This is a genomic window from Spiroplasma chinense (assembly GCF_008086545.1).
GTDB lineage: Bacteria > Bacillota_I > Bacilli_A > Mycoplasmatales > Mycoplasmataceae > Spiroplasma_A > Spiroplasma_A chinense.
The window spans coordinates 704434-724148 of record NZ_CP043026.1 but is presented as its reverse complement, the minus strand read 5'-3'; the positions used below and the strand labels follow the sequence as shown (position 1 = coordinate 724148).

At 25.6% G+C, this 19715-nt stretch carries 18 protein-coding genes; 1 reads left to right on the top strand and 17 read right to left on the bottom strand.

Going from position 1 to position 19715, the window contains the following annotated elements; translation table 4 throughout:
• Window positions 1-40: 40 nt before the first annotated feature.
• From SCHIN_RS03290 to rpsU, 6 genes are all read right to left on the bottom strand, one after another.
• Window positions 41-583 (bottom strand): hypothetical protein, encoded by a 543-nt coding sequence (locus SCHIN_RS03290; protein ID WP_166508218.1) that lies wholly within the window; start codon window positions 581-583, stop codon window positions 41-43.
• Window positions 584-678: 95 nt separating this feature from the next.
• Complete coding sequence (locus tag SCHIN_RS03285) at window positions 679-1554, bottom strand: LD-carboxypeptidase (RefSeq protein WP_166508217.1); 876 nt, start codon at window positions 1552-1554, stop codon at window positions 679-681.
• 73 nt (window positions 1555-1627) lie between these two features.
• A complete protein-coding gene (gene ruvB / locus SCHIN_RS03280) occupies window positions 1628-2575 on the bottom strand; it encodes a Holliday junction branch migration DNA helicase RuvB (protein WP_166508216.1) in 948 nt (315 codons plus the stop codon).
• Entirely contained in the window at window positions 2559-3113 is a 555-nt protein-coding gene (locus SCHIN_RS03275; RefSeq protein WP_166508215.1) for a Holliday junction ATP-dependent DNA helicase RuvA, read from the bottom strand. The genes ruvB and SCHIN_RS03275 overlap by 17 nt, the downstream gene beginning before the upstream one ends.
• Before the next feature lie 65 nt (window positions 3114-3178).
• Complete coding sequence (locus tag SCHIN_RS03270; protein WP_166508214.1) at window positions 3179-3703, bottom strand: hypothetical protein; 525 nt, start codon at window positions 3701-3703, stop codon at window positions 3179-3181.
• A gap of 111 nt (window positions 3704-3814) precedes the next feature.
• A complete protein-coding gene (gene rpsU, locus SCHIN_RS03265; RefSeq protein WP_166508213.1) occupies window positions 3815-3979 on the bottom strand; it encodes a 30S ribosomal protein S21 in 165 nt (54 codons plus the stop codon).
• 437 nt (window positions 3980-4416) lie between these two features.
• Between rpsU and coaBC the strand changes: the two genes are divergently transcribed.
• On the top strand, window positions 4417-5589 hold the full coding sequence (gene coaBC, locus SCHIN_RS03260) for a bifunctional phosphopantothenoylcysteine decarboxylase/phosphopantothenate--cysteine ligase CoaBC (protein WP_166508212.1): 1173 nt from the start codon (window positions 4417-4419) through the stop codon (window positions 5587-5589).
• 13 nt (window positions 5590-5602) lie between these two features.
• Here coaBC and SCHIN_RS03255 read toward each other — a convergent pair whose 3' ends face one another.
• The 11 genes from SCHIN_RS03255 to SCHIN_RS03205 all read right to left on the bottom strand — a co-directional run bounded on the left by SCHIN_RS03255 (window position 5603) and on the right by SCHIN_RS03205 (window position 19697).
• Window positions 5603-7447, bottom strand: coding sequence for a PTS transporter subunit EIIC (locus tag SCHIN_RS03255; protein ID WP_166508211.1), 1845 nt, complete (start codon window positions 7445-7447; stop codon window positions 5603-5605).
• Between the two features lie 29 nt (window positions 7448-7476).
• On the bottom strand, window positions 7477-9954 hold the full coding sequence (locus SCHIN_RS03250; protein WP_166508210.1) for a hypothetical protein: 2478 nt from the start codon (window positions 9952-9954) through the stop codon (window positions 7477-7479).
• Between the two features lie 83 nt (window positions 9955-10037).
• Complete coding sequence (gene feoB / locus SCHIN_RS03245) at window positions 10038-12011, bottom strand: ferrous iron transport protein B (RefSeq protein WP_166508209.1); 1974 nt, start codon at window positions 12009-12011, stop codon at window positions 10038-10040.
• The gene (locus tag SCHIN_RS03240) at window positions 11995-12219 is read right to left on the bottom strand and encodes a hypothetical protein (RefSeq protein ID WP_166508208.1); all 225 of its coding nucleotides are present in this window, start codon (window positions 12217-12219) and stop codon (window positions 11995-11997) included. The genes feoB and SCHIN_RS03240 overlap by 17 nt, the downstream gene beginning before the upstream one ends.
• Before the next feature lie 71 nt (window positions 12220-12290).
• Window positions 12291-12953, bottom strand: a complete 663-nt coding sequence (gene deoC, locus SCHIN_RS03235) for a deoxyribose-phosphate aldolase (RefSeq protein WP_166508207.1) — start codon at window positions 12951-12953, stop codon at window positions 12291-12293.
• Between the two features lies 1 nt (window position 12954).
• Window positions 12955-13935, bottom strand: a complete 981-nt coding sequence (locus SCHIN_RS03230; RefSeq protein WP_166508206.1) for a Gfo/Idh/MocA family protein — start codon at window positions 13933-13935, stop codon at window positions 12955-12957.
• Window positions 13936-13937: 2 nt separating this feature from the next.
• Window positions 13938-14510 (bottom strand): hypothetical protein, encoded by a 573-nt coding sequence (locus SCHIN_RS03225; protein ID WP_166508205.1) that lies wholly within the window; start codon window positions 14508-14510, stop codon window positions 13938-13940.
• Entirely contained in the window at window positions 14494-15645 is a 1152-nt protein-coding gene (gene nagA, locus SCHIN_RS03220) for an N-acetylglucosamine-6-phosphate deacetylase (RefSeq protein WP_166508204.1), read from the bottom strand. The genes SCHIN_RS03225 and nagA overlap by 17 nt, the downstream gene beginning before the upstream one ends.
• Before the next feature lie 88 nt (window positions 15646-15733).
• On the bottom strand, window positions 15734-16948 hold the full coding sequence (gene scm1, locus SCHIN_RS03215; RefSeq protein WP_166508203.1) for a motility-associated protein Scm1: 1215 nt from the start codon (window positions 16946-16948) through the stop codon (window positions 15734-15736).
• 38 nt (window positions 16949-16986) lie between these two features.
• A complete protein-coding gene (gene recD2 / locus SCHIN_RS03210; RefSeq protein ID WP_166508202.1) occupies window positions 16987-19182 on the bottom strand; it encodes an SF1B family DNA helicase RecD2 in 2196 nt (731 codons plus the stop codon).
• A complete protein-coding gene (locus SCHIN_RS03205; RefSeq protein WP_166508201.1) occupies window positions 19182-19697 on the bottom strand; it encodes a P-loop NTPase family protein in 516 nt (171 codons plus the stop codon). The genes recD2 and SCHIN_RS03205 overlap by 1 nt, the downstream gene beginning before the upstream one ends.
• Window positions 19698-19715: the final 18 nt, after the last annotated feature.

The following is a 19715-nucleotide window of genomic DNA, read 5'->3' as shown; positions in this document are numbered from 1 at the left end:
AAAAAATACATTCTTATAAAGAATGTATTGTAAATTATTTTTAACCTCTTGGAGTGTTTGTATGCATTCCTTGAATTTTAGGAACTGGGTTCCCTTCTTCTCAGAAGTTAATTGCAAGAACATTTTTAACAAATCTAACAGAAATTTCTAAATCTCTAATTGAACCAGGTAGTTTTAAGTAACCGTTTGTGAATCTACTTGCAATGTGAACAAGAATCAACGGAACCATTTCAGGTTCTGATTTAACTCATTCCATTGGATCCATACTTAAGAAATCTGGGAAACCATGAACTTCAGCCATTTCTTTTTGGAATGATTTAATACCATTTTCAAATCAGTTTTCACCCATTCATTCAATTATTCTGTTGTGGAATGTTAATTTATCTTGTACATATTTGAAACCTAGTTCCATAAAGAAACCTGGGAATTTTCTAATTCCATCTTCAATTGAAGGAACTAATATTACTTCGTTAATTTTTTCCCCGCTATCAGCTACAAATGTTACAGAAATAAATACTGTACCATCCATAAAAGTAATTTTACCTAAACTAGTTTCTGATAAATTGTAAACCTTTTTTTCCATTTTTATGCCTCTTCTCTTATAAACATTTCCTATATTATACACTATTTTTTACAAAAAAAACACCCCATTAATGTAAATGTGTGTTATTATATGTTCTATTTATTTTTTTGAGTTATCTTTTTATTCTCAAAATCAATTGTTATTGGTGCATTTAATTTAAGTATTGTAACTTCATCACTAAACATTCCATCAACTCCATATACAAATTTAACTTTAGATTTTTTATCTAACTTTTCTGCAACTTTTTCTTTTAAAAGTTCATTATCAATTAAAGCTTTTGCAAAAATTATAGCTTTAGGTTTTGAAAAAACTTGTTTGTGTTGTAAAAAAGTTAAAATAGATTCTACTTCGTAAATATCATCAGGAATGCCATCAATAAATACAACATTATTTGAATTTAGTTTTGGCATGTATTGAGAATCTCACATTTTAATCAATGATTCAATTTCACCACCAAATAATATTCCTTTAACAGTTCCAGTACCTTCAAATTTTCAATCATTGATAAGTTTATTGTCATCGTCAAACTCACCCTTTTCAATTATAGAATTTGTTAAATTGTCCACTAAATCAATATAAGTAGTTTCTCTTTCAGGAGAACTAAATTGTCTAATAAGATTTGGACCATAAAATACACTATTATTAGTTTTTGAAACTATTGCATTTAAAATTGTTGTTACATAAGAGTTTCCAAAGAACGTAGTTTTAGTTTTTCTTATACCTTTATAGTCAATTAATTCCAATATTGAATTTGTATTTTCTAAACAGTAAGTTGGTAAAATAACTTCTGGATTTCTTTTGATCATTTTATTAAATTCAAATGCTAACGCAACATTAGTTGTATATTTTTTACTTTTTTCATCAGGTTCAATTACATTAAAACCTTTTTGTTTAAAAAATTCTACAGCTTCTCTATATTCTTTTTTGTTATCCTTTAAGAATTCAGAAGGATGAAATAAACCAAGTTTCATAAAAGTACCTCACATATTTAATAATTATATAACAAAATTTAGCTCATTAAAATGGTTTATATGTGACAATACTTTAAATGGTTAATTGAGATAGATATTCAAGTCCTTTTTTAGTTAAAGTTCTACCTTTTAAAGTTTTTAAAATCAATTTTTCATTTAATAAGGTTGGTTCAATATGATTTAGAATTACAGAAATAGAAACATTAAGCATTTGTTTCAAAGTTTCTATACCAATAAAATTGTTATCTTTTAATAACTTTAAATATTCAATATCTCTTTTGTTTAATCCAAATTGAAATATATTTAAAGTTACCAATACCCTCTTAATATAATCAATGTCAATAACCAAAGGATTGTTAAAAATAATATAGTCATAAATTCTTTTTAAAATATTTATACTTATTCTTGGATTGTTTTTACAATGTGTTGAAAGAAATTCTATTACTTCGTCTTTTAAATCTATATTCATTTTTATAGAATTTAATTTTAATATTTTAGCTATTTCGTTATTTGTATAACTTTGAAATAAAAAGTTGATAGGAAATCTATTTATAAACGGTTCACTAAGTTTATTTATTTCAGTTGTAGCTCCAATAAAAGTAAAATTAGCTAAATTAATATTTACAACTTTTGAGTTATATTCTTTTCCAACAATTACATTTAAACTATTGTCTTCTAACACTGGATAGAGAACTTCGAATACTTCTTTTGACATTGCATGTATTTCATCAATAAAAAGAATATCTCCATCTTTTAAACTAGTTAAAGGTGAAATGATGTCACTTGCTCTTTGTAGTGAAGTGCCATTTAATACTAAAATATTTGATTTAATTTCATTAGCTATTAAATAAGCTAGACTTGTTTTTCCAAGACCACTATTTCCATTAAATAACATGTGATCTAATCTTTGTTTACGAACCTTTGCAGAATGAATATAAACTTTTAAATTTTCAACTATATTTGATTGACCAACAAATTCTTCAAAATTTTTAGGTCTATTTTCGTTAATTTTTAATTTCATTTAATTTAACAATAGCCTCTCTAAGTAATACATCTGTTTTTAAAGAGTTATCAATTAATGATACTGCTTTATAAATATCTGAAATTTTATAACCTAAATTATGAAGAGAATTTATTACATCCATTTGTTTTTTACTATATTCATTATTTAAATGTTTATTAGTGATTGTAAATAGTATTTGTTTTGCCATGGTTTCGCTAATTTTTGTGTTATTAACCAATATTGAAAGTTCTTTATTTTCAAGAATTTTGATAAATTCTTCATATGAAAATTTATCAAATATTTCACATAAACTCTTAATACCAAATTTCTTTATTGTTAATAAGGTCTTTGAAATTTTCATAGTTTTTTCATTATCAAAGAAAATATATTGATCTGTATATTCGTTTAATAAATGATAAAAATAGAATTTCTTTGAAGTATTTACAATTAAATCTTTAATTTCCCCTATTAATCTTCCTGAATATCCTATATTGTTACATTCAATCAAAATGTGATTGTTTTTTATGTCGATAATTTTTGCATTTAAGTAGTACATACGTATACCTCCTCAATATAACTATCGTCATAAAAATAAAAAAAATTACACTTTTGTGTAATTAATTATTTTTTTGTTGTTTTTTTAGCTGTTGTTGCTGTTTTTTTAGCAGCTGGTTTAGCAGTTGATTTTGCTGTAGCTGATTTTTTAGTTGCAACGTTTGCTTTTGATGTTTTTGGTGGTAATGAACTTGAAGAACCTGATTTTTTTCTGTTTGCTGCGAAAAATACATTTCTTTCTTCAGTTAGAGCTTGTGCTCTTTTTAATGTTAATGGTTTACCATCAATGTCATATCTTTTTTTAAGAGCTTCAACGTTATTTTCGTATACTCCTGAATTAATGATAGATTCAATTCTTTCTTTGTTTTTTACTGAATCTTGAACACCTTTTGGTAAAGCTGAAATATCACCTTTACCTTTTTTAACTGATAACATTTGTTTTGATTGAGCTAATAAATTAACTTTACTGTGTTTTTCAGGTAAAACTTCTGGTCTTTTTAATGCCTTACCAGAAGACATTTTTTCTTTAGATCCACTTTTTTTCAAACCAGTTAATGATTTTTTTGAATCTGCCGCATTTGCTTTTGCCATATTGTAATCTCCTCATTTGCTCTAAGACTATTTAAAAGAAATGCTTCTAAATAGTTATTACAATAAGATTATATAGTGTTTTGTTCAAATTTGCTAAAAAAAAATTTGGAATTATCCAAATTTTTTGTTTTGTTTTTGTTTGTAAATACGTTTTTCTTTTTTACTTAAGTGATACTCGCGTTTTCTAGCTTCTGCTTTAGAAGACGCTGCAACTTTTTGAAAGCGTTTTAATGCTTTTTCAATTGGTTCACCTTCGCGTACAACAACACTTGCCATATTATTTTCAACTCCTAATACAAAATAATTATACATAAAAATATAAAAAGTTTTTTAATTTTTAAAAATTATTTTACATTTTTACACAAATTATACATATTTATACTATTTGTAAAGCTAATTTTTCTATATTCATGAAGTTAATGTGATGTATTTACATGGAGAAATTAATTTTAGTAAAACTTACATAATATTAATTTCTTTTTTACTGTAAATAGCAAGAATTTCTTCAAATTGCTATTTTAAAGGTTTTCGGACACTCCATCCTTTTCTTTAATTCACCCGACTTATTCTTTATATTGTTATAAACGTGTTTATAACAATATAATTATACAACTTAAAATGGGCATTTTCTATTTTAGTTAATTATTTTGATAAAAATTCTTATTGTTATTTAGCAAAAAAACTATAAAATCATATTGTTAATGGAGGTATTTATGAAAACAATTAATTTAATAGTAACTGGTGGAATAGCTGCCTCTAAATCAAAAGATCTATATGATTTATTAGTAAAAAAATATAATGTTAATTTAGTGCTTTCAGAAAATTCTCAAAAATTTGTTAAATTTGATGGAATTGATAGATTTGACACTATTTTTGAACAAGAATTTTATGATAGACACACAACTGGCGATCACATTAAAATAGCTTTGGAATCTGATTTATCAATAGTTTATCCTGCAACTTATAATTACATTGGTAAAATTGCAAACGGTCTTGCAAATGATATTGAATCATTAATTTTTGCATCATCTCCTTCTCCTTTCTTGCTTTTTCCAAGTATGAACTTTAACATGTATGCAAATCCAATTTTAAAACAAAATAAAGATAAGTTACTTGGACTTTCAAAAGTTGAATGAATTGAACCAAAGGTTGGTAAAATGGCAAGTGGACATGTTGGAATCGGAAGAGCTTTAGAACCAGAAGAAGTTGTAGATTATGTTGAAAATTATTTAATGGGATTTGAAAAATTTAATAATAAAAAATTATTATTAAATTTTGGAAGAACTAGAAGTTACATCGATAAAGTTAGATATATAACAAACGCTTCTTCTGGAAAAATGGGAATGTCACTTAGAGATGTCTCTAAAAATCATTTTCAAGAGATTCAAACTGTATTTGGAGATACAGATTTCATTAATGTTGAAAATGAATTTAACCACTATGCAGATACTAACCCTAAAATGTTAGAAGAAATGAAAAAATACTTTAATCAAAGTGATATTGTAATTTGCTCAGCTGCTTTATATGATTTTGAAGTTAAAAATCAAGTTGATAAAAAAATAGAAAAAAGAAGTATGGACAAAGACAATCTTTCAATTGAATTAACTGGAGCAATTGATGTTTTATACGAACTTGGAAAAATTAAAACAAATCAATACTTGGTAGGTTTTAGTTTAGCAAATGATTTCAATCTAGATAAAGCATTTTTAAAAATGAAAGAAAAAAACATGGATATGTTAGTGCTTAACCTTACTTCTGCACTTGGATCAGATAATAACGAAATAAAAATATTAACTTCAAAAGATAATAAAGTTATTGATGTTAATGCTTCATTAAAAAATCAAATTGCTAAAGAAATTTTAAAAGCAATTCATAATGAAATTTAAAAAAACAAAATCGCTAGTGATTTTGTTTTTTTTCTAATAAATAAGTTTTTAATAGGTTTTTATACTCAATTTTATCTTGTTTTTTAAATACTTCTAACCTAATCTTTGCATCAAAAGCTTCAGAAAAGAGTTTTGCTAATTGTAAACTTTCCTTAGTTAAAGTAAACTCTAGAATTTTGTCATTCGAATTATAAGAAGTAAATCAAGGTTGATAATTTTCTAACATGATTTGTTTTTTTAACTTTACTTTTAATAAATTATCTTCAAATGAAACTTGGTCTATATTTTTTCAACCACCAATTAAGTCTTTCATTTGAATTATTTTAAGTCTTGCATCTTTTCTTGGGTTTTTTGTACTTCCAAGTGGATCAAAGTTTGTTAATTTAAAGAAATAATAAGATGCAACAAAGCCAATTCCAATAAAAACAATAGATAATATTGGAAATAATCAAATTCTTGTATCTTGATTATTAACTGTTGGTATTATTCCATTAAAAACAAAGTCAAATAACCCTGTGGAAAAAGTTGAACCTATTTTTATTTGTAAAAGGCTTGTACATAGCCCTGCAAGCCCTACTAGGGGTGCGTAAACCACAAAGAAGAACAAGGGACTTAAATAACAAAACATAAACTCAACAGGTTCTGTTATACCTAGTAAGAATGAAGTGAGAATTGCTACTAAAAATTTACCAAAATAATCTTTTCTTTTGCTTTTTTCAATTCTAAAGTAAATTACCACTCCAATTGTTGGTAACATAAACATTGAATTTACAAAACCTGCTGTTAAAAATCTGGTTATTCTAAGACCTACATTTCAACAATCAGCTACAGTAATATAATTACTATTTAAAACTGCAGCTGAAATAATTTGATCACCTTTTTTATCAAAAATTTCACCAGTATTTTCAATTCACTCACTTATAGTTAATGAAAAATTATCATTACCAATGATTTTATTTGCACTTGCCAATAAATCAACTTTACTTGCATCAATTAAAGCAATTTGAGTTAGTAAATCACTTGGAATTTCTGTTGTTCTTTCTAGGTATTGTGCTAATAATTGTGCTTTATATGGAACTAAATCTCCACCAACACTTGTATACCACATTGGTGCTTGTCAAAGAAGACTTGACCCAAAAGGAATAAGCATTCTTTGGAAAGTTCTAAAAATGAATGAATCCACACCAATTGGTGTCTTTGCAACACCTGTTCCAACTGAAGTTAAAGCATAACCTATCATTGGTCAAATTATCATGAATAGAAATGCACTTATTAATGCAAAAATTGGCACTATTATAAGAACAAATTTTTCTTTTGCAAAGAATTCAAGACCTTTAACAAGTTTTACATCTTTAAATTTATTATATAGAATTGCAGTTATTGAACCGCAAAATATCCCACCAATAACTCCAGTATTAAAAGTTAATACACCAAATTGGTTTGTAGTATAGACTGCAACTCTAAGATCATGTCAAAATAATATTGAAAATCTACTGCTATCATCTGCATTAACCTTAATAAATGCTGCTAACGAAACATTAAATACTAAATAAAATATCAAAGCAGCATATACAGCAGCACCTTTATTTTTTGTAAATCCAATACATATCGAAAGAGCGAATCAAATACCAATATTTGAAAACAATACCCCTGCTATATTTTTGAATAAACTAACAGCAACTTTATTATCACTATAGTTATCAATTATATTTCCTATTGATAAAAGAACACCAAAAATTGGCATTAATATTATTACAAAACCAAAACTTGTACCAAGTTTATTTAAAAAGGATTTTGAACTTTTCTTAGTATATCAAGATAGTTCAAAATCCTTTGATCTAATCATCTCATTTTTCATAATTCTAATTCTTTCTTTTGCTAGTTTTTTTATCTTTTTCTAACTAGTGTAAATTTTTTTAGATTAACTTTTTTATTAGATGATTTACTTTTAATTTTTGCGCTTTTTTCGTTTAATTCTTCTAATTCAGCTTTTGATATTATGTTTAGCTTTTTCTTTCTTTCTAAGAAATCAACACGTTTTTTATCATCATCTGAATTATTTTTAACATTTTCATCAGTTAATGTCAATTCTTTTTGAACTCTTTGTTCTTTTTTATCTAAGAATTTATTAGTTAATGAGTTGTTGTTATTTTTTTGTTCTTCAACCTCAGGTTCAATTATAAGTTCTTCTATAACTGATTCTTCAATTATAGATTCTTCTACAACTGGTTCTTCAATTATAGTTTCTTCAATTATTGGTTCTTCTACATTCTCTCCAACCTCAGGTTTAATTATTGGTTCTTCTACAACTGGTTCTTCAATTATAGATTCTTCTACAAATGGTTCTTCAATTATAGTTTCTTCAATTATTGGTTCTTCAATTATAACTTCTTCAATTATAGATTCTTCAACAACTGGTTCTTCAATTATAGTTTCTTCAATTATTGGTTCTTCTACAATCTCTTCAACCTCAGGTTCAATTATAGGTTCTTCTATAACTGATTCTTCAATTATTGGTTCTTCTATAACTGATTCTTCAATTATTGGTTCTTCAACAACTGGTTCTTCAATTATTGGTTCTTCAACAACTGGTTCTTCTACAATCTCTTCAACCTCAGGTTCAATTATAGGTTCTTCTATAACTGATTCTTCAATTATTGGTTCTTCAATAATCTCTTCAATTGCTTGTTCTTCCTCTACTAAAACTTCTATAACCTTTTCTTCAGAAACTCTATTTTCATTTAAATTACCAAAATTAATTGTTTCTTCTATTTCAGGTGTAGTTTCAATTTCGGGAGTACTTATTAAGTCTTCGATTTCTTGTTGTTTTGCTTGTTCTACAAGAGCTGCTTTTTCTTTAATTGATCTGATCGCTTTAATAGCCCTGTCTTTAGTGAACAAAGTTGTTTCAATTCTAAAAGCATTTCATTTACGTTCTAAAATATTATAAGAAGCTTCAACTTTTTGTTTTTCTTTTCTTATTATATTTTCGGTGTTTTCTTCAGCTTTTCTTTTTGAAATTTCAATTCTTCTTAGCTCTTCTGTTTTGGCTTTTAGTTTTAATTCATTTAATTCTGCTTCTGCTTGTTCTTTTTCTTCTCTAAGTTTTTCGATTTTTTTATCTTTTGCTTTAGAGTTTTTTTTGATTTTTTTGATTATTTTTTCATTTTGAACTTTTTCAGCAGCTTTTTCTTCAGCAATTTTTTGATCTCTTTCAAATCTTAAACGTTCTTTTTCACGTTCTTTTAATTCTCTTGCTTCTTCTTTTTGTCTTGCAAGTTCTTTTGCTAATTGAACTTTTGCATCATACTCTTCTTTAGCTTTTTGTTTTTCTTCTTCTTTTCTGCGTTCTTCTTCAAGTAATTGTTCTTGTTTTCTTTTTTCTTCATCAATTAATGCTTGTTCTTGTTTCATTAACATTTCAAAAGGATCTAATTCATCATCATCACCTTCAAGCTCTTCACTAGATTTAAGTATTGAAATATCTTCATAACCTTCTGTATCAAAAAAGTCTTCATAAATTTCAGCAGTTGTTAAACCTGCTTGTTCAGAACCAATAGCGTTAATTTCTCTTTGAAGTTTTTCCATACCTTCAGCTGCATTATTTTTTAAAAAATTTCTAAGATTTTTCTCGTCTCTTTCAACATCGATTGTCATATCTTCATCCATTAAAATTTCTAAAGGAAGTGCTTCGATAGTTTTGTATTTTTTAATTGCTTTATCTATTGTTGTAAGTTTTTCATTGGCATGTTTAATAGTTTCTAACTTAACAACTTGAGTTTGATGATCATTCATTTGTTTAGCTTCATAATAATGTTTTTTGGCTAATTTAATTTTTTGTTCTTCTTCTAAAATAGCTATTTCAATTAAACGTTTTTTATTTGCTAATTCTTGTAATTTAATTTTTGAAAGTTCTTCTTCTGACTTTTGATCAGAATTATTTGTAACCATAACTTTTCTAAAATCAATTGTACCTGTATTTGAAATAGTGTCATCCATAAAACTTTTAACACTGTATCTTGATTTTCTATTCATCTCTTCATCTTTAGATGCAAAAATTTGTTGAATTCTTAATAAATTTGATTGTCTTTGTTTAAGAATTAATTCTTGCTTTGAATTACCGAATGCATTTTCTGATGCAATTTTTTCAAAGTGTCTTGCTAACATTATATTTTCAATTTCAAGTAAATTTGCAATGTAACGTCCGATATTTTCTTTTGTTTCATCATCCATTTTTGAAAATTCGCTTGTAAGCAAATTGATTGTTGAAGGATTTAAGTTTAATTCTACTAAGTCATCTACTCTTTTTCTTATTGAAGCAGGTAGTCCATAATCTCCAATTTCAAAACCGTATTTTTTAGCCATAATTATTCCTCCAAAAATTCACTATATATATTATACCAAAAAAACTAGGATTTTTTGGTATCAATTATTGTTACACTCTTAAATTAAGTAAGTGAAAATGCCACTCAATAAACAAATAATGAGAATATGTATGCTGTTAATAAAGAAATACCAATACTTATAAATAAATTTTTATAATTAGATTCACTTTTAATAACTGCCATTGTAGAAAGACATGGAATGTATAATGCAAAGAAAACTAAGTATGATAAAGCTATTGCTAAATTGAAATAAGCATGAATGTTTTCGATTCCATTAAAAACAATTAACATGTTTGTAACTGCAATTTCTTTTGCGGGAAATGCTAAAAGTAAACTTGCAGCTACTCTTCAATCTGATAATCCTATCGGTCATAATAAATAACCAAAACCTTTACCTATGTAACCCATAAAAGATTTTTCAATTTGTTCATCATTTAAAAAACCTTTTGGTCCAATATGAGAAATAGTTCAAACAATTACACTACCTACAAAAACAAATTTCCCTACTCTAATTAAAAAGTTTTTAACTTCAAATCAAATCATTTTACCAATAGTTTTAAAATCAGGACTTCTTCATTTTGGTAATTCTATAAAGAAAACATTTTTTCTTTTTCTAAACATTGTTTGCGAAAATAATAAACCAATTATTAAAGCGGTAAATCCAGAAAATATTTGTAACAATAAAATTACAAGTCAAACATTGTTTACAAAGATCAAACTTGCAACAAATGAATACACAACAGTTCTTGCTGAACAAGAAATAAAAGGAGCAATTAAAATTGAAATTACTTTTTCTTTTTTTGATTGACTTGCTCTTGCCATCATAATTGTTGGAACATTACATCCCATTCCAGAAATTAAACCAATAACACTTCTACCTGTTAATCCAAATGGAGATAATATTTCGTCAGTGACCGCACTTACCCTTGAAAGGTAACCGCTTTGTTGAAGTAGACCTATGAATATAAAAAGAATTAAAATAAAAGGTAAAAAAGGCATGACAGCAAAAATTCCACCAAGTACAGCATTACAAATAAAACCATTTAAAAATTCTGGACTCTTGGTTTTTTCTAAAGCTTCATAAATTATATTTAATAATTTATCATTTAATCCTTCATCAATGAGTTCATTCAACTTACCTCCAGTGTAAGGACCAAAAGTAATGTAATAAATTAAAGCTAGAACCAAAAAGAATATTGGTAATGCTGTTATTTTTCTAAGTAAAACTTTATCAAGTTTTTCAAAATTATTTTTTCTACTTATAATTTCTCCTAATTTTTCTTGAAAAACTTCTAAATATAATTCCTTAATAAAATTAAATTTAGATTCATAAATTTGTTTTTCACTTCCCTCATCACTATTTATTATTTTTAAAATTTCTTCATTATTTTCTTGAGTTTCATTAATATAATTTAATGCAAATTCATTTTTTTCTAATGCTTGAATGGCATAAAATCTTTTAGGTAATTTATTATTCTCAATCAATGAAGAAATTTTATTTATTTTTTCTTCAACTTCATCACTATACTTTAATTTAAAAGAATTCAAAGGACAATTAAGTTGTGTTTTAACTTCATTTAATCCTAAATCTTTTTTAGCATTTGTTAAAACAACTGGTGAATTTAATTTAACTTTTAATTTGTTTACATCAATTTCTTTATTCTTTAATTCATCAATCATGTTTAAAGCAATCACAACAGGTTGTTGTGATTCTAAAAGTTGTAATGTTAAATACATATCTCTTAAAAAAGTATTTGCATTAGTTACATTTATTATTCCATTGTAGTCAAAATTAAATAAAGTTTTCAAAACAACTTTATCATCATCTCCTAAGGAATTTAAATTATATATTCCTGGTAAATCATTTATTTTTGTATTTTTATCTTTCTTTAAACTACCAACCTTTGAATTAACTGTTGTTCTATCAAAGTTACCAACACTCGCAACAGAAGTTGTTAGATGATTAAAAAATGTTGTTTTACCAACATTTGGATTTCCTACAAGTAAATAGTTTGTTTTTTTATTCTTCAATTTCACAATCAATTAACCTTAAATGATCAAAATCATCCTTTCTTAATACATACTCAACGTTATTCACAATAATTCTTGCTTGTTTTTTTGAAATAGCTACCAAATATAACAGTTGACTTGGATAAATTCCAACCTCACTAAATTTTTTTGCCAATTCAGAAGAACATTCTTTGTCTATAGAATCTATGATAAATAAACTTTGCTCTTTCAACATACTTTTCTCTCTTTTTCTATATATATTATAAATAAAAAAAACAATAATATATTCATTATTGTTTTAAAAAATTAATATGCAGTGTTATTATCTTTTCCATTTACTATTGAAACTCCACCACTAGTTCCTAATCTAGTAGCTCCATTTTCAATCATTTTCATAGCATCTTCAAAAGTTCTAACTCCACCAGCTGCTTTAACTTCAGCATTTCTTTTAACTGTTTCACTCATTAATTTAACATCGTCAAATGTAGCTCCCCCAGTTGAAAATCCTGTTGATGTTTTTACAAATTCTAATTTTGCCTCTACTGCCATTTCACAAGCCTTAACAATTTCTTCTTTTGTTAGTAAACAGTTTTCCATAATACATTTAACTACATTATTTGGAGCTGATGCTTTTACAGCTTTCATATCTGATAAAACTAAATCTCAGTTACCATCTTTAATTGCTCCAATATTTACAACCATATCAATTTCTGTTGCACCTTTTTGAATAGCATCTGCTGTTTCAAAAGCTTTAACTTCACTTGTTGATGCTCCAAGTGGGAAACCAATAACTGTAGTAATTCCTACATTAGTTCCTTTTAGCAATTCGCTTGCATATTCAATTTGAGTTGGGTTAACACAAACTGTTGCAAAATCATATTGTTTTGCTTCTTCACATAAAGTTTTAATTTCACTTTTTGTAGCTGATGCTTTCAATAAAGTGTGATCTATATATTTATTTAATTCCATTTTAAATTTCTCCTATTTCTTTTTGGTTTTTTTCAACCAAATTTAAAACCTTAACTGCTTCACAACTAATATCTAAAAGATAATCTCTTAATTTATAATCGTTTGTTAAAATCATTTTTACAAATACTGATATTTCATATTCAAATAAGTCTTGTTCTTCATTTTGAATATATGATATTGATTCTTCATCCTCTTTATTCTTGATTACTTTAATTTCTTTTAAATTAATACAGTTATCAAAAACAATTGTTGCGTGGTCTGCTAAAATTTCACTTTTTATTCTTCCCACACTAGTTTTACTACAAGTTATATTTACTAAAATTTCGTTTTCATGTTTTAGTAAAACTATATCATTCAATCCACTTCCATTAGGAAGTTTCATACCCATAGATTTTACCTCTTTTATTGGTCCAAATAATGCAATTGCAAGTTCTACTGGATAGATCAACATATCATAAGTAGAACCTTTACCTAATTTTCCATCAAATACAGAATCATATATTCCTTGTTTGATGTTTACCATTCTAGAAGAATATTGATTCATATTAAAGCTTGCCATAAATGGATTTAATAGATTGACAGCTTTAAATAAATTAGAAAATTGAGGTAAATGTGCAGTTTTGTAAGCTTCCATAAGAATTACATTATTGATTGCAGCTATTTCGAATAACTCACAAGCTTGTTGATATTCTAAAGTTAATGGTTTTTCTAACAACACATGTTTTTGTTGTTGTAAGAAATATTTTGCTTGTTCATAATGCAATCCATTGGGACTTGCAATATAAACTGCATCAATTTCATCAACTAATTTTTCAAAACTATCAACTGCAATTGCATAAAGTTTGTTTTTGTTAATTAATTCTCTTGCTTTTTGTTTATCTCTCGAATAACAACAAACAACTTTTAAATTTGGGTTTTTAGAAGCAGAATTAATAAAATCTTCTGTGATTTTACTTGTTCCTATCGTTCCAATTTTTATCATCTTTAATCCTCCATAAATGGATTACTACTATTTTTAAATAGTTCACTTGTATTTTCACCAGAATCTTTTGGTTGATTTCTTGATTTCAAGTCATCATTGTTAAATCAAGTTTTATTAACAATTGCTTGTTCTTGAGTTCTAACCATTGTTTCAAAAATTGAAACAACAAATCCAATAATAATTTTAATAATTGTTGTTACAATTGCTAAACTCATCAATACAGTTTTTGATGTATAACTTGGAAATGTAATTACCAATATTGAAATAACTACCATTAGACACATTAATCCAATTGAAATAAAGATTTTATTTATTTCTTTTTTATTAAATTTATAACCTGACTTTTTATGTAGATTGTATCTTATAAGTGTATATACACTTATAAATATAATACCTATAAATAAACTAAGTCCTGTTAACAAATAATAGTTTTCTTGAATATAATGTAGATCATTTTTATTTTGACCAATTCCCTTAAGAATTGCTCAAAATGATACTAAGTAGAAAAACATCATTGCAAATGTTAATAAATATTTTGATAATATATAAGATTTTGGGTTAATTTGATTTTTCATAAGCTACCTTTCCATTGATAAAAGTTTTATTTACTTCATATTTATCATCTAAAACAGTTAAATCTGCTTTTTTTCCAACACTAATTTCTCCTGTTGAATCAAAAATATTTAATTGTTTTGCGATATTAATTGATGTCATATAAATCAATTCATTCATTTTTAAGTTTGGTATTTCTTTTAGCATAACTCTAACGTTATGATCGTAAGTTGCACCAGCTCCAGCTAATGCTCCCCCTTCTTTTAAACTAACTTTCATACCTTCTTTTATAACATCTAAGTTTCCAAGTTTATAATTTCCATCAGGTTCACCTTTTGCATTCATAGCATCAGTGATAATTACAATTCCTTGAGGTCCTTTTATTTTATAAATTAATCTTAAAGTATCTGGTTGAATATGAATTGAATCACTTATAACTTCACATAATATGTCATCAAAGTAAAGTCCAGCAGTTGCAAGACCAGGTTCTTGTTGACTTACACCACTCATTCCATTAAATAAATGAGTTAAATGTCTTACTCCAATCTTGTAATCCTTCAAAAAGTCTTGAACACTTGTATTTGTATGTCCTGCTGAAGGTAAAATGTTGTTATCTAATAAGAATTTAGTAAATGAACCATCTTGCATATCTGGTGCATAAGTAATGATTCTCACATTATCATCAGATAATTCGATAAATTCTTTCATAACTTCAATATTTGGATCTTCTAATAAAGAAAGTTCATGAGCACCTTTTTTTGCTGGTGAAATAAATGGACCTTCCATATGTAAACCTAAACATTTAGCACTATTTTCATCTTGATTTTTCATAAATTCTTTAAAAGCACTTAAATATTTTAAGTTATTTTCTTTAGAGTTAGTTACACTTGCTTGAATATAAGAAGTTATACCTTCTTTTGGAATCATTTTTCCAAACTTTTGATAAGCTTCTACTGTTCCAGTTTCGAAGTCAACACCATAACCACCATGGACATGGCACTCTATAAAACCAGGTAACAATCACTGACCTTTTAAATCTATGCCTTCTTGTTGAGTATCACCTTCATTGATAGATTTAATAGTTTCATTTTCAATTTCAAGTCATCCATTTTCAATAATTTTGTCTTTTAACACTATTTTTGCATTTCTTAAAATCATATCTATTTATCTCCTTAATAGTAATTTTATGCTTTTTTGACCAAAATTTGAAATTTTTGTATAAAAAAACAACTTCCATAGAAGTTGTTTAGTGTTGTCATTTAATAAATCCAAATAATGCAACTGAAGTTACTGTTAAAGTTACAAATGGTAAAGCTGTCATTACAGAAATAGGCATTTGCATCTCTTCTCTAAATAATACTCATACATTGATTTGAATAACAAATACAGCAATAGCTAAGATTAATATTTGAAGGAACATAACCTTATTATAATTAAACCTTTTAACGTTTATTATCATCAATCATGATATTAAAGTTGGTAAAAAACATAAAGGCACAATTATAATTGTAGATACTGTTAAAAATATTTGACCTGGTCTTTCATAACCATGAACAATTCCTGGGAAAATTGCAGAAATTAACAACATAGTTGTAGCAATAATAAATCATTTGTTTTTAAATACTGCTCCATAAAACTCTCTTCTTGAGTCAATTCTGATATTTCCCAATCATCTTGCAAATTTAGATAATCCATTTCCTCTATTACTAATAAATGTAGATATTCAAATACTTGTAGTTGTAACTACAATTATAAATAAAATTGGTAGTACAACCATTAATAAAGATAAGGTTGTTGTAAGCAAAGCGACATTAAAGTTTTTTGCAATATCCAATCCAGAACTTGCAATTCCATTAACCATCAAACTTCCATAAGTTGAAGTTGATAAGTATTTTGCAGTCACTAAATATGTCATACCATTATGAACTGTACCTACATTAATTAAATTCAAAACTCCATTTAAATCATTTGAAACTCTAAATTCTTTTTCAAGTAATGAGATTACTACTATTGTTGCTATTGAAAATACTATTAGAAGACCAAATGAAGAATACATTCCATATTTTCCACAAGCTTTCATAATTTTATATTTATATTCACGTTTAATTCTTTCGACAATAATTAAACATATTGAAACCATTAATAATGACCCTAACAATATTCCTATTAAAGGTAATAGGTATGATCACAATACTGCAAATACAACCACATTGAATGAGTGTATTTTCATCATTGTAAATAAACCTTCTACACCAAAAATGAAATAAGCAAAATCAAAACGGTTTGAAATATTTGAGTTAACTTGTTGAGTAAAATTTGCTAAACCAGCATTAAACTTAACAAGGTTTTCTAATTCGTTATCAACATTTACAGTTGGCGCTAAACATAACGCTGTAATTAGTAATGTTGTAAATATAACACCCACAACAGATGTTAAGATTCATACTATTTTATGTTTCATATCGTTACTCCTATAAGAATATTATATAGTATTTTATATTACAAACTACAAATTCTCTCTTTTAATGTTGTTCTTCTTAATTTCATATCTTTACCGCAAGTTTTTAAAAATAAATCTTTAGAAGTTAAAATAAATAATTTATTTTTAGCTCTTGTTACAGCTGTATAAATCATTTTTTTATTTAAAAAGAAAGTTGAATAATTATTCGAATTATCTAAAACTAAAATTACATTTTTATATTCACTACCTTGTGTTTTGTGAATACTACATGCATAATTTAAATTTATTTTTGAAAATTGAGATGAAGTAATTTCTTTTCTTCTAGAACTAAAATTAATTTCTGCATGTTTTAGTTTATTTTTTTCCATCACTAAATTTTCTATGTAACCCACATCCCCATTAGAAAGTTCTAAGAAAGGATCATTTTCAATATACATTACTTTATCATTTGGTCTAAAATAAATTTCTCCTCTTTTAAATTCTTTTCCATTACTTGGATTAAAAACATTTTGAATTTGAGAATTTATAAAATGAATTCCAAGTTGTTCTTTATACATTGGTGCAATAATTTGAATATCATTTATTTCATCTTCAATATTTGATGGTTTATTCTTTGTATAAATTTTTAATATTTCTTTTTTCAATTCATTTGAATCATCGTTAAAAATAAATTCAACATTATTTGTATCTTCAAAATTAAATTCATTTATTTTTTCTTCACGAATTGCAGTAGATAAATCTATAATAGAATTTTTATTTTCTTTTGAAACTTGTCTATTGTTTTTAACAAGTTTAGTAATTGAAAACTTTTCACTTTCAATTACATCTTCATAAAGATTACCATAACTTACACTTGGTAATTGATGGATGTCACCAACTAATACTAATTTTTTAATATCAGTTATTCCTCTTAAAAGAGATGCAAATAAATGATTATCTATCATAGAGCATTCATCAATAATTAATAATTCTTTTGATAAAGGTCTTTCTAAACAAAATTCAAAATTATCATTTCCAATATATCTCAAAAGTTTATGAATTGTTTGAGCATTAAAATCTGATGACTCTTTAATTCTACTTGCAGCTCTACCTGTTGGAGCTGCAATTGAGTAATTAGAATTGCTAAAGATTAATTCATACATTTTTACGATTCCCGCAATAATAGTTGTCTTACCAGTACCAGGACCACCTGTTACAATACTTATATTATTTTCACAAAAATTTCTTATTGCTAAAACTTGTTCTTCATTATATTTAAAATTATCAATATATAATTTTTCACCAACAAATTTTTCAACTTGTTCTAAATATTTTTCAAAGTCATAATCTTTTATATTATAACTTTCGTTTTCAATTGCTATTAATTTATCTGCAATAAATTTTTCATCGTTATAACTTTCTTTTGTATATATTTTTTTATTTTCAAAATATAAAATATTATTTTTCTTTGCATATAATAATTTACTATCAAAATCATTTTCATTAAATCCGAAAAACTTTTGACTTAACATTTTTCTTATTTGATACAAATCAAAATATGTATCACCAGTTCTGAAAAGTAATTCGTTTCCTAGATAGTTTGCTCATCAAGAAATTCTTTCATCACTAAATTCTTCAACACCAAATGCAAGTGCAACTTTATCAACTTCTTCAAATGGAGTTAGTTTATTTACAAAAGCAAACTCATAAAAGTTGTTTTCTAAAATAGATCTAATCTCATTTGAGTCATCTACATTTCTTTGCAAGTAATTATAAAATTCTTGTTTTAAATTATTATTTATAAATTTATCTAAAATATCATTCTCACTAAAAAATTCTTTAACAACATCATAAACAATATTTGCTTTTACTTCTGTCATGTCTTCAATTAATTTTAATTCATCTTTGTTTTTTAAAATCTTTTTAAAAATATCTTTTTTATAATGTTCAACAATATTTGTTGCAAGTTTTTTTCCTATCGATGGAAATAAAGAGGAAGAAAAATATTTTATATAAACATCTTTTGAAAATTCTTTTACTTGTTTAATTGAAGAAACTACAAAAGATGTTTGATTTCTTTTTCTATCAACTACATTTTCTCCTTCAACTTCATAAATAACTCCAACTTTCATAACACCAATGTTTCCAGTTATAACGGTTGAGTTTTTTTCGTTATCAAGTAAAGTAAAAACTGCAACTCCATAATCTTCGTTGTTAAATAAAAAGTTTTTTATTTTTCCTTTTAAAGTTTTCATTATTTACCCTCACCATTGTTTACTAAGAATTCTAAAATTTTATAATAATTTTGTTTTAAACTTTTAGTTCCATCAATTAATAAAATTTTTGCTTTAGTAATTTCTAATCTAATTTTTATTTCTTCTCTTTGTTTTTTTAAATATTCTAGATCTGTTACTTTATTGTAATATTGTTCATTGTACTTATCATCTATTTTAATATTTTTATTTAAAAATAAATCATTTCTTAATTCTAATTCATTTACCCTAGCTATTAAATCTTCATCGCTAATATCAATACAAATAATATAATCTGATTTATAAAAACTTCCAATCATTCATTCACCAGTATGTCCATCAACTATTCAAGAATCATACATCAAAATGTCTTTTGCATATTTATCAAATCTTTGACCAACATTTTCAATTTCTAAGTACTTTGAAGCATCAATGTATGTTAAACCAAGTTTTTTTGATAAATATTTAGCCAATACTGTTTTACCTGAACAACCCAGTCCTAAAATTTGAATTTTCACAATAAGCACCTCATATAT